General features: G+C 58.8%; 20 protein-coding genes and 1 pseudogene. 9 read left to right on the top strand and 12 right to left on the bottom strand.

Annotation, left to right across the window (positions count from 1 at the left end; genetic code table 11):
* The first annotated feature begins 133 nt into the window (after positions 1-133).
* The 3 genes from F8N85_RS10855 to pdxH all read left to right on the top strand — a co-directional run bounded on the left by F8N85_RS10855 (position 134) and on the right by pdxH (position 3,220).
* A complete protein-coding gene (locus F8N85_RS10855; RefSeq protein ID WP_150803622.1) occupies positions 134-1,279 on the top strand; it encodes a serine hydrolase domain-containing protein in 1,146 nt (381 codons plus the stop codon).
* Positions 1,280-1,420: 141 nt separating this feature from the next.
* Complete coding sequence (locus tag F8N85_RS10850; protein WP_150803621.1) at positions 1,421-2,548, top strand: OmpA family protein; 1,128 nt, start codon at positions 1,421-1,423, stop codon at positions 2,546-2,548.
* A 24-nt stretch (positions 2,549-2,572) separates the two neighbouring features.
* Positions 2,573-3,220, top strand: coding sequence for a pyridoxamine 5'-phosphate oxidase (pdxH, locus tag F8N85_RS10845; RefSeq protein WP_150803620.1), 648 nt, complete (start codon positions 2,573-2,575; stop codon positions 3,218-3,220).
* Positions 3,221-3,225: 5 nt separating this feature from the next.
* Here pdxH and F8N85_RS10840 read toward each other — a convergent pair whose 3' ends face one another.
* Positions 3,226-3,462: a hypothetical protein gene (locus F8N85_RS10840; protein ID WP_150803619.1), complete on the bottom strand. Its 237-nt coding sequence runs from the start codon at positions 3,460-3,462 to the stop codon at positions 3,226-3,228.
* 158 nt (positions 3,463-3,620) lie between these two features.
* On the opposite strand from F8N85_RS10840, the gene F8N85_RS10835 reads away from it, so the two are divergent.
* Positions 3,621-4,085 (top strand): glycine zipper 2TM domain-containing protein, encoded by a 465-nt coding sequence (locus F8N85_RS10835; protein WP_150641629.1) that lies wholly within the window; start codon positions 3,621-3,623, stop codon positions 4,083-4,085.
* Between the two features lie 77 nt (positions 4,086-4,162).
* Here F8N85_RS10835 and nhaA read toward each other — a convergent pair whose 3' ends face one another.
* Positions 4,163-5,350: a Na+/H+ antiporter NhaA gene (gene nhaA, locus F8N85_RS10830; RefSeq protein WP_150803618.1), complete on the bottom strand. Its 1,188-nt coding sequence runs from the start codon at positions 5,348-5,350 to the stop codon at positions 4,163-4,165.
* A gap of 302 nt (positions 5,351-5,652) precedes the next feature.
* Here nhaA and F8N85_RS10825 point away from each other — a divergent pair, with 302 nt between their 5' ends.
* A complete protein-coding gene (locus F8N85_RS10825; RefSeq protein ID WP_191636162.1) occupies positions 5,653-6,750 on the top strand; it encodes a PLP-dependent cysteine synthase family protein in 1,098 nt (365 codons plus the stop codon).
* A 112-nt stretch (positions 6,751-6,862) separates the two neighbouring features.
* Here F8N85_RS10825 and F8N85_RS10820 read toward each other — a convergent pair whose 3' ends face one another.
* Positions 6,863-8,476 (bottom strand): NAD(P)/FAD-dependent oxidoreductase, encoded by a 1,614-nt coding sequence (locus F8N85_RS10820; protein WP_150803616.1) that lies wholly within the window; start codon positions 8,474-8,476, stop codon positions 6,863-6,865.
* 110 nt (positions 8,477-8,586) lie between these two features.
* Positions 8,587-9,258 carry a COG3650 family protein gene (locus F8N85_RS10815; RefSeq protein WP_150803615.1) on the bottom strand — a complete coding sequence of 224 codons (672 nt, stop codon included), beginning with the start codon at positions 9,256-9,258 and terminating at the stop codon, positions 8,587-8,589.
* Positions 9,259-9,432: 174 nt separating this feature from the next.
* On the opposite strand from F8N85_RS10815, the gene F8N85_RS10810 reads away from it, so the two are divergent.
* Positions 9,433-9,780 (top strand): hypothetical protein, encoded by a 348-nt coding sequence (locus F8N85_RS10810; RefSeq protein WP_150803614.1) that lies wholly within the window; start codon positions 9,433-9,435, stop codon positions 9,778-9,780.
* A 38-nt stretch (positions 9,781-9,818) separates the two neighbouring features.
* Here F8N85_RS10810 and F8N85_RS10805 read toward each other — a convergent pair whose 3' ends face one another.
* Positions 9,819-10,418, bottom strand: coding sequence for a short chain dehydrogenase (locus F8N85_RS10805; RefSeq protein ID WP_150803613.1), 600 nt, complete (start codon positions 10,416-10,418; stop codon positions 9,819-9,821).
* Between the two features lie 104 nt (positions 10,419-10,522).
* On the opposite strand from F8N85_RS10805, the gene F8N85_RS10800 reads away from it, so the two are divergent.
* The gene (locus F8N85_RS10800) at positions 10,523-11,431 is read left to right on the top strand and encodes a LysR family transcriptional regulator (protein WP_150803612.1); all 909 of its coding nucleotides are present in this window, start codon (positions 10,523-10,525) and stop codon (positions 11,429-11,431) included.
* A gap of 134 nt (positions 11,432-11,565) precedes the next feature.
* Here F8N85_RS10800 and F8N85_RS10795 read toward each other — a convergent pair whose 3' ends face one another.
* From F8N85_RS10795 to F8N85_RS10775, 5 genes are all read right to left on the bottom strand, one after another.
* Positions 11,566-12,267, bottom strand: coding sequence for an ABC transporter ATP-binding protein (locus F8N85_RS10795; RefSeq protein ID WP_150803611.1), 702 nt, complete (start codon positions 12,265-12,267; stop codon positions 11,566-11,568).
* The gene (gene livG, locus F8N85_RS10790) at positions 12,268-13,035 is read right to left on the bottom strand and encodes a high-affinity branched-chain amino acid ABC transporter ATP-binding protein LivG (RefSeq protein WP_150803610.1); all 768 of its coding nucleotides are present in this window, start codon (positions 13,033-13,035) and stop codon (positions 12,268-12,270) included.
* Positions 13,032-14,288 (bottom strand): high-affinity branched-chain amino acid ABC transporter permease LivM, encoded by a 1,257-nt coding sequence (locus F8N85_RS10785; RefSeq protein ID WP_150803609.1) that lies wholly within the window; start codon positions 14,286-14,288, stop codon positions 13,032-13,034. Before F8N85_RS10785 ends, livG begins: the two co-directional genes overlap by 4 nt.
* Positions 14,285-15,208, bottom strand: a complete 924-nt coding sequence (livH, locus tag F8N85_RS10780) for a high-affinity branched-chain amino acid ABC transporter permease LivH (protein WP_150803608.1) — start codon at positions 15,206-15,208, stop codon at positions 14,285-14,287. Before livH ends, F8N85_RS10785 begins: the two co-directional genes overlap by 4 nt.
* 225 nt (positions 15,209-15,433) lie before the next feature.
* Positions 15,434-16,555, bottom strand: a complete 1,122-nt coding sequence (locus tag F8N85_RS10775; protein WP_150803607.1) for a branched-chain amino acid ABC transporter substrate-binding protein — start codon at positions 16,553-16,555, stop codon at positions 15,434-15,436.
* 338 nt (positions 16,556-16,893) lie between these two features.
* On the opposite strand from F8N85_RS10775, the gene F8N85_RS10770 reads away from it, so the two are divergent.
* Positions 16,894-17,199, top strand: coding sequence for a DUF2288 domain-containing protein (locus F8N85_RS10770; RefSeq protein ID WP_150803606.1), 306 nt, complete (start codon positions 16,894-16,896; stop codon positions 17,197-17,199).
* A gap of 308 nt (positions 17,200-17,507) precedes the next feature.
* Here F8N85_RS10770 and F8N85_RS10765 read toward each other — a convergent pair whose 3' ends face one another.
* A complete protein-coding gene (locus F8N85_RS10765; RefSeq protein WP_150803605.1) occupies positions 17,508-19,688 on the bottom strand; it encodes a hypothetical protein in 2,181 nt (726 codons plus the stop codon).
* A 198-nt stretch (positions 19,689-19,886) separates the two neighbouring features.
* Here F8N85_RS10765 and F8N85_RS10760 point away from each other — a divergent pair, with 198 nt between their 5' ends.
* On the top strand, positions 19,887-20,783 hold the full coding sequence (locus tag F8N85_RS10760) for an NAD(P)-dependent oxidoreductase (protein WP_150803604.1): 897 nt from the start codon (positions 19,887-19,889) through the stop codon (positions 20,781-20,783).
* On the opposite strand, the pseudogene F8N85_RS10755 reads toward F8N85_RS10760, so the two are convergent.
* A pseudogene (locus F8N85_RS10755) lies at positions 20,674-21,826 on the bottom strand (EAL domain-containing protein); the annotation flags it as partial. The gene F8N85_RS10760 and the pseudogene F8N85_RS10755 sit on opposite strands and share 110 nt — an antisense overlap.
* Between the last annotated feature and the right edge of the window lie 129 nt (positions 21,827-21,955).

Below are 21,955 nucleotides of genomic sequence, written 5' to 3'. Positions count from 1 at the left end.
AGCGTCCTGACCGGCACCGAAGATTTCGGATCCGACCCGTATAAGTGCGACCGCCCAGCCCAAGTCGGTTCCCAAAACCCTCAAGGGCTGGAACAATACATAACTTTGTAGGGTGTTTGTCGGAGAGGTGTGGGTGCAGATTCAGGGTCATTACGAACTCAAATTCGAAGCAGTGCGCGAAGCCTTTGCGGCACTCTTCGATGATCCCCAGGAACGCGGCGCCGCGTTGTGTATTCAGATCGGCGGAGAAACCGTCGTCGACCTCTGGGCCGGCACGGCAGACAAGGACGGTACCGAGGCCTGGCACAGCGATACTATCGCCAACCTGTTCTCCTGCACCAAGCCCTTTACCGCCGTCACGGCCCTGCAACTGGTGGCCGAAGGCAAGTTGCAACTCGATGCGCCGGTTGCCCGTTACTGGCCCGAGTTTGCTGCCGCCGGCAAGGAATCAGTCACCTTGCGCCAGTTGCTCTGTCATCAGGCCGGTTTGCCGGCGTTGCGTGAGCTGCTGGCGCCCGAAGCGCTTTACGACTGGCAAACCATGGTCGACGCCCTGGCCGCTGAGTCGCCTTGGTGGACACCTGGCGAAGGTCACGGTTATGCGGCGATCACTTACGGCTGGCTGGTCGGCGAATTGTTGCGCCGCGCCGACCGCCGCGGTCCGGGAGAGTCGATCGTGGCGCGGATTGCGCGACCATTGGGACTCGATTTTCATGTGGGCCTGGCAGACGAAGAGTTCCATCGTGTCGCGCATATCGCTCGCGGCAAGGGCAATGTCGGCGACGCCGCGGCACAGCGTTTACTGCAAGTGACCATGCGCGAGCCGACGGCCATGACTACCCGGGCGTTTACCAACCCGCCGTCGATCATGACCAGCACCAACAAGCCTGAATGGCGGCGTATGCAGCAACCGGCGGCCAATGGCCACGGCAATGCCCGCAGCCTGGCGGGGTTCTACAGCGGATTGCTCGACGGCAGCCTGCTGGAGGCCGAAATGCTCGATGAGCTGACCCGTGAACACAGCATCGGGCCGGACAAGACCTTGTTGACCCAGACCCGCTTCGGTCTGGGTTGCATGCTCGATCAGCCAGATGTCGCCAACGCGACCTACGGCCTCGGCCCTCGGGCGTTTGGCCATCCGGGTGCCGGCGGTTCCATCGGCTTTGCCGACCCGGAGTACGACGTGGCCTTCGGCTTTGTAACCAATACCCTGGGCCCGTACGTCCTGATGGACCCGCGGGCACAACAGCTGGTGCGAGTGTTGGCCGGCTGCCTGTAATGGGCGGTTGATCGACAAGGATTCGCAAATGCCGCGGAAAAATCCCTGGGCGGAACCCGGCGGTTTTTCTGCTTTCAAAGCGTCAGTTTATGCGGGGCCTGGTGCCCGATTTTTCTTCATCTCATTTTTGTGGACTATCTAATGTCATCGAATAAATATCTCGGCCTGGCGCTTTGCCTGGCAATCACCGGTTGCGCACAAACCCCGCAGAAAGATGCTGAAGGCGGTCAAAGCTGGTGGCAATTCGGCTCATCCGACAAAGTCGCCAGCAAACAGCCGGCTCCTGAGCCAGTCAAACCGGCGACCCCGGCCCCGGCCCCGGCCCCGGTCTCGGCCCCGGTCGCCAAGGCTGAAAGCACCAGCAATTGGTGGTGGCCGTTTACCGCCGACGAGGTGGTTAAAAAGGCCGAAACCAAAGTCGAGGCCAAGCCTGAAGTCAAACCCGCCGCGCCGGCAACAGTCGCTAAAGCCAATGCCGATGCAGGAAAAAATTGGTGGTGGCCGTTCGGTGGCAAGGATCAGCCCCCGGCCAAGACAGTCGTGCCGATGCCCGATCCAAAAGTCACTCAAGCCTGGCTGGATGACTATGAGCCGCGCCTGCGTGTAGCCATCAAGGACAGCAACCTGCAACTTGAGCGCCGTGAAAACGTGCTGGTAGTGACGGCGCCGGCCGATAGTTCGTTCAACCCGGATCGCCCGGCCATGCTGTTGCCAATCACCCTGGGGCCGTTCACCCGGGTGGCGAAGATCCTCGAAGTCGACCCGAGAACCTCGGTGCTGGTACTCGGCCACGCTGATACCTCGGGCGCCGCTCCAGCGAACCTGAAACTGAGCCAGGAGCGTGCGCAGTCGATCGCCGCGATCTTCCGTCTCAGCGGCTTGCAACGTGACCGCCTGATGCTGCGTGGCATGGGCTCGGAAGCGCCACGTGCGGCCAACGACAGTGTTGAAGGGCGTGCCTTGAACCGCCGGGTGGAAATCATGCTGACGCCGCAAGACACCATGGTCGCGCTGCTGAGCAAATACAATATGCCAGCGCCGCGCCCACTGACCCAGGTTGCTGTCCAGCAGGTCAAGCCGGTTGCCAAGCCTGTGGAACCGGTCGCTGAAACGAAAAAAGCCGTTCCAGCGAAAAAGGCCGCAGTGGCCAAGAAAACCCCGGCCAAGAAACAACCGGCCAAGAAAGCGACCCCGGCGAAAAAGCCAGTCCCGGCCAAAGCCGCCGCGCCAGCGAAGAAAGTCGCAGCGGCTGAACCCGTCAAGAACTGATTATTCACGCACAAGGAAAGCGCCATGACCCAAAGTCTGGCTGATATGCGTCGCGACTACACCCGCGATGGCTTGACCGAGGCCCAGGCCCCGGCCGAGCCCTTCGCGCTATTTCATCAGTGGTTCGCCGAGGCGGTGAAAACCGAACAGCCACCGGTCGAAGCGAACGCAATGACCCTGGCCACCGTCGATCAGGACGGTCGCCCGCATTGCCGCATCCTCCTGCTCAAAGGTCTCGATGAGCAGGGCTTTACCTTCTTCACCAACTACGAGAGTGCGAAGGGGCAGCAGCTGGCGGTTCGTCCATTCGCCGCCATGACCTTTTTCTGGCCGACCCTGGAGCGCCAGGTGCGCATCGAGGGCCGCGTGGTCAAGGTCACGCCGCAGGAATCCGATGCGTATTACCAGGTGCGCCCCTTGGGCAGCCGTATCGGCGCCTGGGCTTCACCACAAAGCCAGGTGATTGCCGGTCGCGATGAGCTGCAAGCGTTGCTCAAAACCACCGAACAGCGTTTCAGCGACGCTCAGCCCCATTGCCCCGAGCATTGGGGTGGCTATCGCCTGCTGCCGGAGCGTATCGAGTTCTGGCAGGGCCGTCCGAGCCGTCTGCATGATCGGCTCAACTACCGTTTTCAGGGCAGCGACTGGGCCCGCGAACGCCTGGCGCCTTAAACAGTCTACTGATCGGGATATTCTGCCGCGGCGGCTTCAAGCCAGCGCGGCAAATCCTTGCGTTTGATTTTCTGCTGCCGAGCGCTGGCCAGTTGCCGCAACATAAAGGCTTTTTTCGGCTCATCGCCATTGGCCAGCGATAACGCCAGGTCGCGGTCCATCCAGCGTTTGATCCGTACGTACAGCCACCAGTGGAAGTACAGCCCGGCAACGGTGGTGACGGCGATGATGAAGTAGTCCATGGAAATCCTTTAGCCGGCGGCGCACATAGTGGAGTTGACGCTACTGAGGTACGTCAGTCCTGTACTGTTGCTGAATGAAACCAATTTTATCTGGTCGATACCGTGACAGGCGTCAAGCTGCGGAGTTTAATGAATATCTGTCCTTTGGAGTTGATGCTATGCGTAAGTCTGTTCTGCTGGTTGCTTCTTTCACCACGATGGCGATGTTGCTCGGTGGCTGCCAATCCAGCCTGACCGGTGACTCTTACTCCCGTGACGAAGCGCGTCGTGTACAGACGATTCGCATGGGCACCATCGAAGCATTGCGTCCGGTGAAAATCGAAGGTACCAAGACCCCGATCGGCAGTGCCGCCGGTGCGGTGGTCGGTGGTGTGGGCGGTAGCTCCATCGGTGGCGGTCGCGGCAGCATTGTTGCGGCAGTGATCGGTGCGGTGGCGGGTGGCCTGATCGGCTCGGCCACTGAAGAAGGTTTCACCCGCACTCAAGGTGTGGAAATCACTGTTCGCGAAGACGACGGCAGCATGCGTGCCTATGTGCAGCAGGTTCAGGAAAACGAAGTTTTCCGTGTCGGCGAGCGCGTTCGTATCGCGACAGTCGACGGTACCAGCCGCGTTACCCACTAAGCGAAGCGCTTAAAACAAAACCCCGATCAGGTGACTGGTCGGGGTTTTGTATTTTGCGCCGGTGAAACCGTCGACGTTTACAAATGCTGCGAGGCGCTCTTGCGACTGGCCGCAGCGGTCACGGCATAGCCGATCAGCGCGGCGAGTATGGAGCCGGTGAGGATGCCCATGCGATCCATCCCGGCGTAATCGCTACTGCCCGGAATAAATGCCAGGGACCCGACAAAGAGACTCATGGTGAAGCCGATCCCGCAGAGGATCGCCACGCCGAACACCTGACCCCAGTTCGCCCCGGTGGGGAGGGCGGCGATGCCGATCTTGACAGCCAGCCAGGTCAGGCCGAAGACGCCGACTGTTTTGCCCAGCAGCAAGCCTGCGGCGATGCCCATTGGCACATGGTGAGTGAAGCTTTCGAGATTGACGCCGGCCAGCGATACCCCGGCATTGGCGAAGGCGAACAGCGGCAGAATGCCGAACGCCACCCAAGGATGCAGCGCGTGTTCCAGGCTCAGCAGGGGCGAAGGTTCGGCGTTTTTGGTGCGCAGCGGAATGCAGAACGCCAGCGTCACACCGGCCAGGGTCGCATGGACTCCGCTCTTGAGCACACAGACCCAGAGGATCAGGCCGATGATCATGTACGGCCCGAGTTTCACCACGCCGAGCCGGTTCATCGCTACCAGTGCCACCAGACATGCCGCCGCCAGCATGAGTGACAGCGTGGACAGTGCGCCTGAGTAGAAGATCGCGATGACGATGATTGCGCCGAGGTCGTCGATGATCGCCAGGGTCATCAGGAACAGTTTCAACGAGACCGGTACGCGTTTGCCCAGCAGGGCGAGTACGCCCAGGGCGAACGCGATGTCGGTGGCCATCGGAATGGCCCAACCGCCCAACGCCGCCGGGTCGTCCTTGTTGAGGAACCAGTAGATCAACGCCGGCACGACCATGCCGCCGATGGCCGCAGCGCCCGGCAGGACGATCTGCGAAGGCTTCGACAGATGGCCTTCGAGGAGTTCGCGTTTGACTTCCAGGCCAATCAGCAGGAAGAACATCGCCATCAGGCCGTCGTTGATCCACAACAGCAAGGGTTTGGCGATTTTCAAGGCGCCGATCTGTGCGACCACGGGGGTGTCCAGCAGACCGTTGTAAAGCCAGGACAGCGGTGAATTGTTGATGATCAAAGCCAGGGCTGCAGCGGCGATCAATAACAGACCGCTGGCAGCTTCCAACTGAAAGAAGCGCGTGAAAGTGCTACGCAGAGGCAAGGTCGCTCTCCATCAGATATCCAAAAGGTGGCACACCCTAACCCGTACTGTTAGTTGTTAAAACAAAAGTTATATTCTATTTTGTTATATGTGTGGGCGAGTCCCGAGTTGCCAAGGAGCCTAGCAGTTGTGTGTCTAATTGAGACGTGGCTGTATCTTTGCGTTGCGTAGGAAATTTCCTAAGATTGAGGTGTAATCCCTTGCGGCCTGGCCCGTGAATTTCCTTTTTCGGTAGGGTCCAGCGCCAATGGCGCAGCCAGATCGTCAGCGCCTTCGAGCGTGCCCGCTTCATAGAGAAACCAATCATGAGCGACAACCGACAGTGGGCCCGCGAAGCCATCCGCATCATCGAGGCCGATTTCCAGCGCAGCGCCGATACTCATTTGATCCCCTTGTCCCTACCGGGCCTGCCGGGTATCGAGCTGTACTTCAAGGATGAGTCCAGTCACCCCACCGGTAGCCTGAAACATCGCCTGGCGCGCTCGTTGTTCCTCTATGCGCTGTGTAACGGCCGGCTCAAGCCGGGCGCGCCAGTGATCGAGGCATCCAGTGGTTCGACGGCGATTTCCGAGGCGTATTTTGCAGGATTGCTGGGCTTGCCGTTTATTGCGGTGATGCCCGCCACCACCTCTCAGGAAAAGATCGCGCAAATCGCCTTCTACGGCGGCAACAGCCATCTGGTCGACGACCCGACGCAGATTTATGCCGAGTCCGAACGCCTGGCCCGCGAAAGCGGCGGGCACTTCATGGATCAGTTCACCTACGCCGAGCGCGCCACTGACTGGCGCGCGAACAACAACATCGCCGAGTCGATTTTCCAGCAACTGCGCTTCGAGCGTCACCCGGAGCCGAGCTGGCTGATTTCCAGCCCCGGCACCGGCGGCACCACGGCGACCCTCGGGCGTTATGTACGTTACCGCCAGCATTGCACCCGGGTACTGTGCGCAGATCCCGAGCGTTCGGTGTTTTTTGACTATTACCAGAGCGGTGACGCCAGCCTGCGTCTGGACTGTGGGTCGGGGATCGAAGGCATCGGTCGGCCACGGGTCGAGGCGTCGTTTTTGCCCAAGGTCATCGATGCAATGATCAAAGTACCGGATGCCTTGTCCCTGGCGGCCATGCATTACCTGGCACGGCGTCTGGGACGGCGCGTGGGCGGTTCCAGCGGTACCAATCTGATCGGCGCCTTGATTGCGGCCCGGCAGATGGTCGAGGCGGGGGAGTCGGGGTCGATCGTGGCGATTCTGTGTGATGGCGGTGAGCGCTATGCGACCACCTACTACGACGAGGATTGGCTGAAAGCCCAGGGGTATGAGTTGAGTGGCTTGATCGGCGCGGTCGCGGCCAGTGTCGAGCGCGGTGAAGCGTTGCCAGCCAGCGTGTTGCGCGCGGGGATCTGACAGACCGGATTTTTCGGTATGCCCAAAAAGATCGCAGCCTGCGGCAGCTCCTACGCCGAATGCGTACATCCTGTAGGAGCTGCCGCAGGCTGCGATCTTTTGATCTTGAGCGTTAAGCCTCAATCCCGAGCATATCCCGCGCCAGCGCTTCGGCGATGCGGATCCCGTCGACACCCGCCGACAGAATCCCGCCGGCGTAACCTGCGCCTTCGCCGGCCGGGAACAGGCCTTTGACGTTCAGGCTCTGCATCGTTTCATTACGGGTAATCCGCAATGGCGATGAGGTGCGGGTTTCGATCCCGGTCAGCACGGCGTCGTGCAGGGAGTAACCCTTGATCTGCTTCTCGAACGCCTGCAAGGCTTCGCGAATGGCTTCGATGGCGTAGTCCGGCAAAGCCAGCGCCAGATCACCCAGTGCCACACCCGGCTTGTAAGACGGCTCGACGCTGCCCAGCGCGGTGGACGGCTTGCCGGCGATGAAGTCGCCGACCAATTGCGCCGGGGCTTCGTAGTTGCTGCCGCCAAGGATGAAAGCGTGGGACTCGAGGCGTTCCTGCAACTCGATACCGGCTAATGGACCACCCGGATAATCCACTTCCGGGGTGATACCGACCACGATCCCCGAGTTGGCGTTGCGCTCGTTGCGTGAGTACTGGCTCATGCCGTTGGTGACCACTCGGTTCGGCTCGGACGTTGCGGCCACCACTGTGCCGCCCGGGCACATGCAGAAGCTGTAGACCGAGCGGCCGTTCTTGGCGTGGTGCACCAGTTTGTAGTCGGCCGCTCCGAGTTTCGGGTGACCGGCGTATTTGCCCAGGCGCGCGCTGTCGATCAGCGATTGCGGATGTTCGATGCGGAAACCCACCGAGAACGGCTTGGCTTCCATATACACGCCGCGACCGTGAAGCATGCGGAAGGTGTCCCGGGCGCTGTGGCCAAGGGCAAGGATCACATGCCGGGAATGGATCTGCTCACCGCTGGCCAACTCTATGCCCTTCAACTGGCCGTCTTCGATCAGCACATCGGTCACCCGCTGCTGGAAGCGCACTTCGCCGCCCAGGGCTTCGATCTGATGGCGCATGTTCTCGACCACCCCAGTCAGGCGGAACGTGCCGATATGCGGCTTGCTGACGTAGAGGATTTCTTCCGGCGCACCAGCCTTGACGAACTCATGCAGGACCTTGCGGCCGTGATGTTTCGGATCCTTGATCTGGCTGTAAAGCTTGCCGTCGGAGAAAGTGCCCGCGCCGCCTTCACCGAACTGCACATTCGATTCAGGGTTGAGCACGTTTTTGCGCCACAGGCCCCAGGTGTCCTTGGTGCGCTGGCGCACTTCGGTGCCACGCTCGAGAATGATCGGCTTGAAGCCCATCTGTGCCAGCAACAACCCGGCGAAGATCCCGCACGGGCCGAAGCCGACCACGATCGGCCGCTCGCTCAGGTCCTGGGGGGCCTGGCCAACGACCTTGTAGCTGACATCCGGCGCCGGGTTGACGTTGCGGTCGTCGGCGAACTTGTGCAGCAACTTCGCCTCATCGCGCACGCTGAGGTCGATGGTGTAGATGAAGCACAGTTCGGAAGACTTCTTGCGCGCGTCGTAACTGCGCTTGAACAAGGTGAAATCGAGCAGGTCATCACTGGCGATGCCCAGGCGCTGCACAATGGCAGGCCGCAGGTCTTCTTCGGGATGGTCGATGGGCAGCTTGAGTTCAGTGATTCGTAACATGACAAGGTCCGATATGCGGCGCAGTTAAGTGCGCAGGCAGTTTTACAGAACCGGCGATTATAAGCCCCAACGGTGGTTTTCCGTGAGGCTAAAACAACCGGTTCGTCGAATCAGTCGTCCCGCGAACCGCCGAACGAGGCGCAACCACGCTGTACCCGGCCATTGACCCGCAGTTCAGCGCTCATGTGTTGCACGCTACCGGTGACGTTGTCGACGCAACGCTGGGGCACCGCCCAGAGCTCGACGTGCTGGCCATTGGCTTCGGTGGCAAGGTTGAAACGCCCTTCACCCAATTGTTCCTCCAGGTAAGGCACCGCCAAGGGGGGCTGGCCTTCGCGCTCCAGGACCAGGCCCTTGCCGCTGACCTTGAGGCTCCACTCCGGCTTATGGCCACTGGCACGCAGAATCATGCGCTTGAATTCCGGGTCGTCGCAGGCAGTGTTCGAATGTTCGAGCCGATAGAGCTGCTGCACATCAACCTGACCTTCGGTGCCGGCAGCGGCGGCGGATAACTTGCCGCGCAGGTCGGCGAAAATCTTGCCGGGCTTGTCGGACAGATCCGCTGTTTCCTGCAAGACACTAGTGCCGCCGGTGTCATTCACCACATAGCGACGAGTGTCCTGGCACGGCTGGAACAGCAATTTGCCATCGGCGGCGCTGAGTTCACCCTGCAGGCGGGTCAACCCTGCCTTGGAGGGGGTTGCAGGTTGACTGCTGAACATCTGGCAGCCGGCGAACAGCGGCAGCAGGGCAAGAATCGCTATGGAACGGGCAGCACGCATCGAGTGGTCTCCTGACAAGTGCCGTCACGTTACGCAGGCTGGCGGAGCATCACAAGACCGGCATTGGCCTACGAACTTTCAGAAACATTCTGAGCATTAACCGAAGAGCATCAGCTTGGCGCAGAAGCTAAGCTTCGAAAGCTTTTTTATGACTGCGATGGATAGAAAATGCCAATGGGTTGGAAATGGGTTGTGTTGTTACTGGTCATGATGGGCGCGATGCCCGTTCAGGCTGCCGAGATCAATTTTTTGTCGGCCTCGGACTTTATCAAAATGGACCTGGTGTTAAAGGATATCCACGGTCCCAACCCCGAACTGGTGATGTTGAACGTCACACTCACTCCTCAAGCAGCCGAGCGAATACAAAAGATCAGCCGTGAGTCGATGAAGCAGCCATTGACCTTGCTGATCAATGGCCAGCGGATTAACACGGCGACCGTGCAATCTGAGCTGGGCGCGCAGCTCAGGGTTTCGATGTCACGAGAGGTTGCCCGTGACCTTTTGCCCACGCTAATCGAATGACCCTGTTTTTGCGCGCCCGGGGTTGATGCTCGAAGGCATCAGCCGACGTGAAACGTCTGCCCCGTCTGCAAGCCTTCCACACTTTTCGCGTACGCAAGCGCTACATCAATGGCTGGAACCGGTTTGAATCCACGGAAGTACGGCGCATAGCTGCCCATGGCTTCGACCAGTACGTTCGGGCTCACCGAGTTGACGCGCAATCCGCGTGGCAATTCGATGGCGGCAGCCCGGACGAAGCTGTCGATGGCGCCGTTGACCAGTGCGGCGGAACTGCCGGTGCGAATAGGGTCATGGCTAAGGACGCCGGTGGTGAAGGTGAACGACGCGCCGTCATTGGCGAACTCGCGACCGATCAGCAGCAGGTTGACCTGGCCCATCAGCTTGTCTTGCAGGCCCAGGGCAAAATCTTTCTCGGTCATCTCGGCCAGGGGGACGAAGTTGACGTTACCGGCGGCGCAGATCAGCGCGTCGAATTTTCCGGTCTGTTCAAACAGTTTGCGGATCGAAGCGCTGTCGCTGATATCCACCTGGAAGTCACCGCTTTTACGGCCGATCCGGATGATTTCATGCCGCGGCGCCAGCTCGCGATCAACGGCTGAACCTATGGTGCCGTTTGCGCCAATCAAAAGAATTTTCATCGTGCTGTTCCTCGAGCGGTTGAATGAGGTTTCAGTCTAGAGTGGTTTTTTCCATTGATAAGCGCGCTAATAGGCAACCTTTGGTTTTTAAATGGAAACAATCCATGAGTGAGATGGATGATCTGGCGGCGTTCGCGGTGCTGATCGAGGCTGGCAGTTTTACCCTGGCGGCGCAGCAACTGGGGTGCAGCAAGGGACAATTGTCCAAGCGCATCAGTCAGTTGGAGGCCCGATTTGCCGTGGTGCTGTTGCAACGCACTACCCGCCGCCTGAGTCTGACGGCAGCGGGTGCGGCGCTGCTGCCGCAAGCCCAGGCGCTGGGGGTGCAGCTCGAGCGAGCGCGCCAGGCCCTGGCCCGCTTGAAGGACGACATGGTCGGTCCGGTGCGCATGACCGTACCGGTGTCCCTCGGCGAGACCTTCTTCGATGGTTTATTGCTGGAGTTTTCTCGGCAATATCCCGAAGTGCAGATCGAACTGGAGTTGAACAACAGCTACCGCGATTTGTCCCGCGATGGCTTCGATCTGGCGATTCGCTCGGAGGTAGCCAACGATGAGCGACTGGTGGCCAAACCGCTGCTGGCCTGGCATGAAATGACCTGCGCCAGCCCGGCGTACCTTGAACAGTACGGCGAGCCACAAACGCCAGCAGATCTGGCCGGACACCGCTGTCTGCTCAACAGCCATTACAGCGGCCGTGAAGAATGGCTCTACCACCAGCAGCATGAGTTGCTCCGGGTCCGCGTCTCGGGGCCGTTTGCCAGTAACCATTACAACCTGCTGAAGAAAGCCGCGCTGGTCGGTGCCGGTATTGCTCGGCTGCCTTCCTACCTGCTGCATACGGAACTGGCCGATGGCCGTCTACGCTGGTTGCTGCGTAACTATCAGACCCGCAGCATGCCGATGTACCTGGTACATCCCTATCAGGGCGGCCTACCCAAGCGCACGCAGGTGCTGGCGGATTACCTGATCGATTGGTTCAAGCGCAGTGGCGAGGCCCTGGATCGCCTGTAGCAGCTGCCGAACGCAGGCTTCGCCAGCTGCTACGGGCATTAGGGCATGCCCCCTCGCCACAAATGCCCATCCATATGCACATTTGTGCTGGCCAAAAAAAACGGCCCGATGGCCGTTTCTTTTGAAGCGAGTGCTTAACCGCCCAGATAGGCTTCGCGCACTTTTGGATCAGTCAGCAAGTCTTCACCAGTGCCTTGCATCACTACCCGACCGTTTTCCAGTACGTAGGCACGGTCGGCGATTTTCAGCGCCTGGTTGGCGTTCTGCTCCACCAGGAACACCGTTACGCCATCGCGACGCAGCTGTTCGATGATGTCGAAGATCTGTTGAATGATGATCGGTGCCAGACCCAGCGACGGCTCGTCGAGCAGCAACAGCTTGGGCTTGCTCATCAGCGCCCGGCCGATGGCGAGCATCTGCTGTTCGCCGCCGGACATGGTGCCGCCGCGTTGGGTGAAGCGTTCCTTGAGCCGCGGGAACAGCTGCAGCACCTTGTCCATCTGCTCCTGAAAGTCGCCCTTGTCGGTGAAGAAACCGCCCATGGCGAGGTTTTCCTCCACGGTCAGGCGAGCGAACACCCGGCGACCTTCCGGCACCACGGCGATGCTCTTGCGCATGATCCGCGAGGAGTCCTGGCCTACCAGCTCTTCGCCCATGTAGCGGATGCTGCCGCTATGGGCTTGCGGCGAACCGCAAAGCGTCATCAGCAGGGTGGACTTACCCGCGCCGTTGGCACCGATCAACGTCACGATCTCGCCTTGGCGGACTTCGACGTTGACGCCGTGCAGCGCCTGGATCTTGCCGTAGAAGGTGGAAACGTTTTCGAATTGCAGCATTTACGCTTCCCCCAGATAGGCTTTGATCACTTCAGGATTGTCGCGGATCTGTTCCGGCGTGCCGTTGGCCAGAGGCGTGCCCTGGTTGATCACGAAAATGTGGTCGGAAATGCTCATGACCAGTTTCATGTCGTGTTCGATCAGCAGCACGGTGACGTTGTGTTCCTCACGCAAGACGCCGATCAGCACCTTGAGGTCTTCGGTTTCCTTCGGGTTCAGGCCGGCGGCCGGTTCGTCGAGCATGAGGATCCGCGGGCGGGTCATCATGCAGCGAGCGATTTCCAGGCGACGTTGCTGCCCGTAGGCCAGGGTACCAGCCGGACGGTTGGCGAATTGGGTCAGGTTGACCTTGTCCAGCCAGTACGCAGCGTAGTCCATCGCGTCGCTCTCGCTTTTGCGGAACGCCGGAGTCTTGAACAGACCGGCCAGGAAGTTGGTGTTCAAGTGACGGTGTTGGGCGATCAACAGGTTCTCGACCGCGGTCATGTCCTTGAACAGGCGCACGTTCTGGAAGGTCCGGACTACGCCTTTATGGGCGATCTTATGGCCCGGCAAGCCCTGGATCTCCTCGCCGTCCAGCACAATGGTGCCGGCGGTGGGCTGGTAGAACCCGGTCAGGCAGTTGAACACGGTGGTCTTGCCGGCGCCGTTGGGGCCGATCATCGACACAACCTGTTTTTCCTTGACGGTCAGGGCCACGCCATTGACCGCCAGCAAGCCGCCGAAGCGCATGCTCAGGTCAGTTACTTTCAGGATCTCGCGGCTCATTTGCGCAGCTCCAGGTGAGGACGTTGCATGGGCAGCAGACCTTGTGGGCGCCAGATCATCATCAGCACCATCAAGGCGCCGAACATCAACATGCGGTATTCGCTGAAGTCACGCATCAGCTCGGGCAGCAGGATCATCACGATCGCGGCGAGGATTACCCCCAATTGCGAGCCCATGCCACCCAATACAACGATGGCGAGGATAGTCGCCGACTCCAGAAAGTTGAACGACTCCGGAGTGATCAGGCCTTGGCGCGCGGCGAAGAAGCTGCCGGCAAAACCGGCGAAGCTGGCACCCAGGGTAAAGGCCGAGAGTTTGATCACGGTCGGGTTCAGGCCCAAGGCACGGCAAGCGATTTCGTCTTCACGCAGCGCTTCCCAGGCACGGCCGATCGGCATGCGCAGCAAGCGGTTGATGATGTACAGGGCGCACAGCGCAAGCACCAACGCGATCAGGTAAAGGAAAATCACCTTGTTGATCGAGTTGTATGGCAGGCCGAAATACTCGTGGAAGGTCTGCATGCCTTCTGCGGCCGTGCGATCGAAGGACAGGCCGAAGAGGGTTGGTTTCTCGATGTTGCTGATGCCGTTCGGGCCGCCAGTGAGCTCGGTCATGTTACGCAGCAACAGGCGAATGATTTCACCGAAACCCAGGGTCACGATCGCCAGATAGTCACCGCGCAGGCGCAGCACCGGGAAACCGAGCAGGAAGCCGAAAGTGGCCGCCATCAACCCGGCAATCGGCAGGCACATCCAGAAGCTCCAGCCGAAGTAATGCGACATCAGCGCATAGCTGTAGGCGCCGACGGCATAGAAACCGACGTAGCCCAGATCGAGCAGCCCGGCCAGACCGACCACGATGTTCAACCCAAGGCCGAGCATCACGTAGATCAGGATCAGCGTGGCGATATCCACCGCGCCGCGCGAACCGAAGAACGGCCACACCAGGGCAATCATGATCAGGCCGAGAATGATCCAGCGCTGGGTCGACGGCAAGGTCAGGAAGTTACTGGCCTTGGCCGGGATCAGCGGCATGCTCGGCGAGGACTTCCAGGCCGCGCTGATCTGCGTGTTGAACAATACCCGCAGGAACATCAGCACCGAACAGGTCGCGATGATGAACAGCGTGACGGGGCTGGTGTTGTGGACGGCAAGGTTGATACCGACGATGGTCAGCTTGAGGCCGAGCACCGGATAGGCAACCGCCCAGACCAGCAGGGCGCTGAAGAACGCCGATTTAAGATTCCTAGTCATACTTTTTCAATCTCCGGACGACCCAGCAGACCGGTTGGCCGGAAGAGCAGCACCAGTACCAACAAGGCGAACGCGACGACGTCCTTGTATTGGTCGCCGAAAATATCGGCACCAAAGGCTTCAGCCACACCCAGCACCAGCCCGCCGAGCATTGCGCCGGGGATGCTGCCGATACCGCCCAGAACAGCCGCGGTGAAGGCTTTTAGCCCGGCCATGAAGCCGGCGTTCGGGTTGATCACCCCGTACTGCATGCTCAGCAGAACCGCAGCGATCGCGGCCAGCGCAGCACCGATGACGAAGGTCAGGGCAATGATGTTGTTGGTGTTGATGCCCAGCAGGTTGGCCATCTTGATGTCTTCGGCGCAAGCGCGGCAGGCACGGCCCAGACGCGAACGGGAGATGAAGAAGGTCAATGCGAGCATGGCGATCAGCGTGACGACAAACACCATGATTTGCATGTACGAGATCAGCACTTCATGTGCACCACCTGGACCGAAGCTGATATTGCCCGGGATCAGGTTGGGGATGGATTTGTCCTTGGAGTCTTGCGAGAGCAGAACCGTGTTCTGCAGGAAAATCGACATGCCGATGGCCGAGATCAGCGGGATCAGGCGGTTACTGCCACGCAAGGGGCGGTAGGCGATCCGTTCGATACTGTAGCCGTAGGCACTGCAGACGACGATGCTCGCAACGAAGGCTGCGGTCATCAACAGCGGCAGGCTTTCCAAACCAAACGCAGCCAGCCCGGCAAGGGCGATAAAAGCCACGTAGGAACCAATCATGTACACCTCGCCGTGGGCGAAGTTGATCATTCCAATAATGCCGTAAACCATCGTATAGCCGATGGCGATCAGGGCATAGGTGCTGCCAACGGTCAGACCGTTAACCAGCTGTTGGAAGAAGTGATAGATGTCAGGCATTACAGCGCTCCTAAAAACCTGATACGCATTTCACTGGTCGAGTCATTTTCCCGCTCATGCCCTGTGGACCTGTATCCACCTGGAACCTGAGTTTTGCCAGCGAACCGCTGATGACGGTTTTGAGATTTTCAGGTGGGGAGGCTTCCGGATCACGGATGCACGGCCCATTACCTCGTAAAACAAAGCCCACGGCTCGCGCAGTGGGCTTTGGCTCAAGCTAAGTAATTACTTGGCTTCGGTTTTGGTGCCGTCTTTGTGCCAGGTGTAGACCACGAATTTGAAGTCTTTGAGGTCACCATTCTTGTCGTAGCTCAGGTCGCCGGTTGGCGTCTTGAAGGTACCGGCATGGATGGCTTCGGCCACTTTGGCAGTGTCTTCGCTCTTGGCTTTTTCGATACCGCCGGCAATCACTTGGACCGCAGCGTAGGCCGGGAACACGAATGGGCCGCTCGGGTCTTCTTTCTTCGCGTTGAAGGCTTCTACCAGGGCTTTGTTTTCAGGAAGCTGGTCGAAGGATTGCGGCAGAGTCACCAGCAGGCCTTCGGAAGCGTCCTGGGCGATTTGCGAGATCGAAGCGTTACCCACGCCTTCCGGGCCCATGAAGCCGGCTTTCAGGCCTTTTTCCTTGGCCTGACGCAGGATCAGACCCAGCTCCGGGTGGTAGCCGCCGTAGTAGACGAAGTCGACGTTGGCTTGCTTGAGCTTGGCGATCATCGAGGAGAAGTCTTTGTCACCGGCGTTGATACCTTCGAACACGGCAACCTTGACGTTTTTGCCTTCGAGGGTTTTCTTCACCGCGGTAGCGATGCCTTCACCGTATTGCTGCTTGTCGTGGATGACGGCAACGACTTTCGGTTTGACGTGATCGGCGATGAAGTTACCGGCGGCAGGGCCCTGGGCGCTGTCCAGACCGATAGTACGGAAGATCATTTTGTAACCGCGGGAAGTGATGTCCGGGCTGGTGGCAGCCGGAGTGATCATGATGATCCCTTCGTCTTCGTAGATGTCCGAAGCCGGTTGAGTGGAGCTGGAGCACAGGTGACCAATCACGAACTTGACGCCGTCGTTGACGACTTTGTTGGCTACGGCTACGGCTTGTTTTGGATCGCAGGCATCATCGTATTCTTTGGCGACGAGTTGCTTGCCAGCGACTCCGCCTTTGGCGTTGATCTGCTCGATGGCCATTTTCGCGCCACTGAACTGCATGTCGCCATATTGCGCCACAGCGCCGGTTTTCGGGCCGGCAATGCCGATGGTGATGGTGTCAGCTGCGAACGAATGGCTGGCAACCCCGGCCAGAACCATAGCGGCAAACAGTTTGGAAATCTGCTTAGTAGCCTTATTCATAGTGCTCCACTCTTACTGTTGTAATTTTTATAGTCCTGGTAGCCAAAGCTTCAGAACCGGATCAGATGACGTAAGTCTCTTTCCGGAAATGCCCCTGACAACTGTACCGGTACAGTGTAGAGCGCCGGTCGTTCGCTTGAAAAGCTGGCTGCTGGGGGCAAAACCCGGGGGTGTCGCTTAATTGAAAGAAAAAGACAGAATTGCGGCGGGTCTGACCTGAATTCAGCAGACAATCCTTGGCTTTCCTGAACTTTTGTATCAATCACTCATTTGTAGCTGGGTTTTTCTACCGGACCACCGACGTTATCATTGCGTCAATTTCTTTTCTGGTGAGACCCATGAACCAAGAACCTAGCACCCTCTATGCCAAGCTGCTTGGTGAAACCGCATCTATTACCTGGAAGGAGCTTGAGCCGTTCTTTGCCAAGGGTGCCCTATTGTGGGTCGACGCCTCTCTGGATTTGATCGAAGCAGCACAAGCCGTGGCCGAGAACCAGGCCGAGAAAGTGGCTGCCTGGTTGGCCACCGATGAACTTGCCAAGGTGTCTGCGCCGCGGGCGCAGGATCTTGTTGAACGTGATCCGCAGCTCTGGGCAGTGGTGGTTTCGCCGTGGATTCTGATCCAGGAAAGGGCTCAGGTTTGAGTGGTTGCACCAATAAGGTGCAACTGCTCGGCGAAAAAAGTGTGTAGGCGAGTAACCGCAATCAGAGTGATGGCACGGTGCCGTAGAGAAAGGCCACAGCCTGAAAAAGGCGAGGGTGACGTTCGCGTAACGGGAACAGTTGAGCGGGTGGCGAATTGGCCGCTGAATTGTTTCTGATTGTGAATAAACGTCAAAAGATCGCAGCCTGCGGCAGCTCCTACACTAGCTCTGTGTCGCCTCGGGTTATCAGGTGAACAGAAGACCGTAGGAGCTGCCGCAGGCTGCGATCTTTTCAGGCTCACACCGACTTAAAAAGCCGTCTTGCCCGTATGGTTATTCAACGAAATAACCTTGGTCTTGCCGATGCGGTGGCGATAGATCTCGCGCAAGTATTTGACGGCCTTTTTCACGCAATCGCGAGACAGGCGGATGTCGTTGATCGAGACGAACTTGTCCTTGTCGTTGATCAGCTCGCGATACTTCTTCTCATACATCGGCTTGATCGCGTACCAGTTGGTGTCGAGGATCTTCGCCGGGTTTTCGAACTCGTTGAGCAATTCGTCGATGAGGCCTTCGTCGAACTCGTCATTGATGATGAAGTCGAGGATCGAGTTGTCCAGCGTCTCGTCGAAGCGGTACGGGGTACGCGCAAAGCAGCGCTTGATGAACGCCACGATCAGGGTCAGGAAGTCGTCGGAGAGGCACGGACTTTTGGCAATCAAGGTGGTCAGCGACAGGTTCGCCGAAGCGCCGATCACCAGGGCATAACGCTTGAGCGTGGTATTGGGGAACAGGCTGTTGAGGTGAGTCTTCAGTCGGTTCAGGTCCATGTACGACAGCTTGTAGTCCTTGGGCAAGGAGACGATCGACACCACCGACGAGCAGTTCTTGAAGAAGTGCAGATCATGCAGAGCCGCAGCGTCGTAGCCCGAGGCCTTGTATTGCTCCAGGGCCGCACGGTAGCGCTTGGACTCGATCGGCAGCAGGCTGATGCCTTCGATGGCCTGGGTCACCTTGTTGAAGTGCGGCAGGTCGATGGAGCGGAAGAACAGGTCGTCGATGTTCAGCCGTTGCGGCTCTTTCTCGAAGACTTTGAACTTGTCACCCGACGGTGCCGGCGTTTCTGGTACCACGGATTCCGCGTAGGCAATCGCTACCGGGCCGGCCAGACTCATGAACAGGTCGTTGGCGTCCAGGCGAATGGTTTCGCCGATGTCGATACCGGCTCGACGGAAATAGTTCTGGTCGTAGTCGGTGGTCACCGCCTGCGCGGTGAGGATGTTGAAGATCTGTTGTGAGATGTACTGGTTGGCGTGCTTTTCCATGGCATTGACATCAATGTTCTGGATGTTGCCGTCATCGCTCTCTTCGGCGTAACGCATGATGTCGTTGGAGATCAGCATCATCGCGTTCCAGGGACGGATTCGGCCCATGACGCTGGCTTCGCTGCTGTCTTCGTTGTCGAAGTTATAGGAGAAGTCCCATTCTTCCGAGAGGTACTTGCAGAGCAAACGACCGGCGTTGATGTGCAGCGCTTCAGACATTTCGCTGCGATGATCGGAAATGTTCGGCAGTACACAAATGCCGCTGGTGAAGATCGGTTCGAAAACGAAAGCGTGGCCGCTCTTGCTGTCATGTTCGTCCATCGGTTTGGTGTCGAACGTCTTGTTCATGTACGAGTATTGCTGTGCCAGGCCGAACTCCGAGGCCATGCCCGAACCGGTACCGCCGCCGGCACTGAAGATCGAGAAGTACAGCCGTGACTGGTTGGCCTTGATCCCGCAGGAATCGATCAGGTAGGAGTGGATCATCTTCCAGTCCGGGCTGGAAAAGCGCTGGGTATCCTTGTTGAGAATGATCTTCGCCAGATACTGGCCGAGGATCGGCGCGTTACCCGCCCCCCCGGCATGGACTTCCGAAAGGTCCATGATTTTCATTTTGCTGTAGTCGCGCAGGAAACCGCTTTTTTCGCCTTTGCGGGAAAAACGGATGCGACCGGCAATGTCTTTGTCCAGGTCGCCCAACATCACTAAAGGCTCGACCAGGAACACCGGTTTACTGGCCTTGCCGGCGCCCAGGCGCAGGTTGTTGCGAATCCACTGTGCAGGGCTGTAGCCCTTGTCGGCGTAGGGCTTTTCGTCGGTGTTGAATTCGTTCAGGTAGAACTTGCGGGCGTTGTACACCAGCTCCGCCACGTCCAGCGCGATGTTCGATCCGCAGCGACCCAGGCCGATCAGGCAGACCGAAGGAAATTCCTGGTCGCGGCGCATTTCGCTGTCGTCTTCCAGGTGCGGCGCGCGGGGGAACACCATGTCGCGCAGGCCATCGAGGTTTTCGAGGATGCGATCGGTGTTGGTCTCGGTGAAGTACAGGTACTGCTGGCTGGCAAGCGGCGGCGAGCTGGTCAATGGCTTCGAGCCTGAGGGTTTATCCGGGGAGGTCAGTGTCAGTTCGGATATCGCGTTGGCAGGGATATTTTTAGAAGTCATTGTGCGCCATGTACTTGGACTGGTCGGCTCGGTGACGAGATATCATCAAGCCATCACGGAATGGGATCTCGCGACTTTACAGTGCGATATGGGCCCGAGCGATAGGGTTTAACCTTAGGGGTCGCTAGGGGGAATCCTTTCCTGAATCAGAATGAATCGGCCAATATTCGACGTTCTTTAATTCGGCAGGAGTGAGTCATGAATGCTGCATTACCTTCTTTGGCCTTTGCCGGCATCGGTTTGATGGGCTTGCCAATGTGCCGCCGCCTGCTGGCTGCGGGCTATTCGTTGACGGTCTGGAATCGCAATCCGCAAAAGTGCGCGACGCTGGTCGAGGCCGGAGCGCGGCAAGTGGCCACCCCCGCGGAACTGTGCCAACAGGCCGATGTGGTGATGCTGTGTCTGGCCGATACGGCGGTCGTGCGAGAGGTGGTATTCGGTACGGAGGGTGTGGCGCAGGGTGCAACGGCCGGGAAATTGCTGGTGGACTTTTCCAGTCTGGAGCCGACCGCAACCCGCGAGATGGCCGCGCAGTTACTCAGTGATACGGGGATGGGCTGGCTTGATGCACCGGTCTCTGGCGGCACCGCAGGAGCCGAATCCGGCAGCCTGGCGATCATGGTTGGCGGGCTCGCGACGGATGTCGAGCGTGTGCGGCCTGTCCTTCTGAATCTGGGGCAGCGGGTCACGCACATGGGCGCGGTGGGGGCAGGGCAGGTGACCAAAACCTGCAATCAGATGATCGTCGCGTGCAATGCGCTGGTGATCGCCGAGGTGGTGGCCCTGGCTGAGCGTTCAGGCGTCGATGCGAAACTGCTTGCCGAGGCACTGGCCGGTGGGTTTGCCGATTCCAGACCGCTGCAGATTCTCGCCCCGCAAATGGCCGAAAGACGTTTCGAACCGGTAAAGTGGCATGTGCGCACCTTGCTCAAGGACCTGGACGCGGCGGTGAAATTTTCCCGCGAGCAAGGCTCGGCCACGCCCATCAGCGGACTGGCTGCTCAATTGATGCGCCTGCATAGCGGCCAGGGTTATCAAGAAAAAGATCCCTCGACATTGGTCCATCTGTACCGTGGGCGATGCCCAGAAAACTGATAGCCATCGGGGTGGGCTGTCTACGCTGGTTGATTTCGTTCAGGACCGGATGCAACTCATCGAGCGGGACCGGCGGGCTGAGCAAATAGCCTTGAACGAAATCACTGCCGAAGAGCTTGAGGAAATCGTATTGCTCGACGCTTTCGATTTCATCGGGGAGTTCTTCGCGTGCCAGGTTGAGGGCCGAACAGTTCACCGCGATTTTCAGCGTTGAACACCCCTGCCGAGAAAGCGTGCTCAGGTCCTCGCAGGCTTTGCGCAGCACCCAATGATCCAGTTCAGCAATCAACCCGTTGGCTTCGGCAATACCGATAAACCGATCGGGCACCAGCAAGCCGTGGGTCGGATGTTGCCAGCGCACCAAGGCTTCAAGCTTGGTCACCTGGCCGCTTTTCAAGTCCAGGATCGGTTGGTAATAGAGCATCAGCCCGCTTTCACCGCGCAATGCGTTGCGCAACTCCTCTTCGAGTTGCAGTTCGAGGGTGGCCTTGGTTTTCAGGTTGGGACTGAAAAAATGCAGGCCGTTACGACCGTTGCCTTTGGATTGATAAAGCGCCAGATCAGCGTTCTTCAGCAGTTCCTCGCAGGTCTTGCCATCGTCGGGAAACACGCTGATGCCGATACTGGTGGTCATGACCATGCGCCGCCCGGCCAGCTCGATGGGCTCCTTCATTTTTTGCATGATCCGTAGCGCCATGAGTCGTGCTTCATCACGATCGTGGAGGTTGATCAGGATGCAGAACTCGTCACCGCCAAAGCGCGCAACCACATCGTCATGGCTGCGGGTCGCGCCTTTGATCCAGTTGGCTGAGCAGCGCGTTGACCCGGCGCAGATCGTGCTCCTTGTTTTGCAGTTTCTTATCGGCCATTGCCGTGCTGATACTGCTGCCGATGATCAACAAGGTGATGACAGCGATGGTCAGCCCCAATTGCATGTGGTTGTTGTCGGCAGGGAGTTGCTCAAGGTTGCCGGCGGGCAGTACCAGGGTCATTGACCACATGCCGGTGAAGTGCGTGCTGACGATCCCGGCCCCCAGCACCAGAAAGGGGTTATGACTGCAATCGAGTACAACCTGTCCGCTCTCTGGAAGCTCGGTAACAAAATGCAAACCAAGCCAATCCATAGCAAGCTCCGTCTCTGAGTCATTCAGCGCACAGTGCCATTAGGGATG

It is taken from the genome of Pseudomonas fluorescens (assembly GCF_902497875.1).
GTDB classification, from domain to species: domain Bacteria; phylum Pseudomonadota; class Gammaproteobacteria; order Pseudomonadales; family Pseudomonadaceae; genus Aquipseudomonas; species Aquipseudomonas fluorescens_BR.
The sequence above is the reverse complement of the archived record's forward strand: the minus strand, read 5'-3'. Positions and strand labels throughout refer to the sequence as shown.

What these genes read in the sequence shown, in the direction of transcription:
- F8N85_RS10785 (WP_150803609.1), bottom strand. Translation starts at nt 14,288, where the DNA reads ATGACTAGGAATCTTAAATCGGCGTTCTTCAGCGCCCTGCTGGTCTGG.
- F8N85_RS10775 (WP_150803607.1), bottom strand. Translation starts at nt 16,555, where the DNA reads ATGAATAAGGCTACTAAGCAGATTTCCAAACTGTTTGCCGCTATGGTT.
- F8N85_RS10765 (WP_150803605.1), bottom strand. Translation starts at nt 19,688, where the DNA reads ATGACTTCTAAAAATATCCCTGCCAACGCGATATCCGAACTGACACTG.
- F8N85_RS10820 (WP_150803616.1), bottom strand. Translation starts at nt 8,476, where the DNA reads ATGTTACGAATCACTGAACTCAAGCTGCCCATCGACCATCCCGAAGAA.
- livH (WP_150803608.1), bottom strand. Translation starts at nt 15,208, where the DNA reads ATGCCTGACATCTATCACTTCTTCCAACAGCTGGTTAACGGTCTGACC.
- F8N85_RS10795 (WP_150803611.1), bottom strand. Translation starts at nt 12,267, where the DNA reads ATGCTGCAATTCGAAAACGTTTCCACCTTCTACGGCAAGATCCAGGCG.
- F8N85_RS10810 (WP_150803614.1), top strand. Translation starts at nt 9,433, where the DNA reads ATGGGTTGGAAATGGGTTGTGTTGTTACTGGTCATGATGGGCGCGATG.
- F8N85_RS10760 (WP_150803604.1), top strand. Translation starts at nt 19,887, where the DNA reads ATGAATGCTGCATTACCTTCTTTGGCCTTTGCCGGCATCGGTTTGATG.
- livG (WP_150803610.1), bottom strand. Translation starts at nt 13,035, where the DNA reads ATGAGCCGCGAGATCCTGAAAGTAACTGACCTGAGCATGCGCTTCGGC.
- F8N85_RS10840 (WP_150803619.1), bottom strand. Translation starts at nt 3,462, where the DNA reads ATGGACTACTTCATCATCGCCGTCACCACCGTTGCCGGGCTGTACTTC.
- pdxH (WP_150803620.1), top strand. Translation starts at nt 2,573, where the DNA reads ATGACCCAAAGTCTGGCTGATATGCGTCGCGACTACACCCGCGATGGC.
- F8N85_RS10805 (WP_150803613.1), bottom strand. Translation starts at nt 10,418, where the DNA reads ATGAAAATTCTTTTGATTGGCGCAAACGGCACCATAGGTTCAGCCGTT.
- F8N85_RS10815 (WP_150803615.1), bottom strand. Translation starts at nt 9,258, where the DNA reads ATGCGTGCTGCCCGTTCCATAGCGATTCTTGCCCTGCTGCCGCTGTTC.
- F8N85_RS10770 (WP_150803606.1), top strand. Translation starts at nt 16,894, where the DNA reads ATGAACCAAGAACCTAGCACCCTCTATGCCAAGCTGCTTGGTGAAACC.
- F8N85_RS10835 (WP_150641629.1), top strand. Translation starts at nt 3,621, where the DNA reads ATGCGTAAGTCTGTTCTGCTGGTTGCTTCTTTCACCACGATGGCGATG.
- F8N85_RS10800 (WP_150803612.1), top strand. Translation starts at nt 10,523, where the DNA reads ATGAGTGAGATGGATGATCTGGCGGCGTTCGCGGTGCTGATCGAGGCT.
- F8N85_RS10850 (WP_150803621.1), top strand. Translation starts at nt 1,421, where the DNA reads ATGTCATCGAATAAATATCTCGGCCTGGCGCTTTGCCTGGCAATCACC.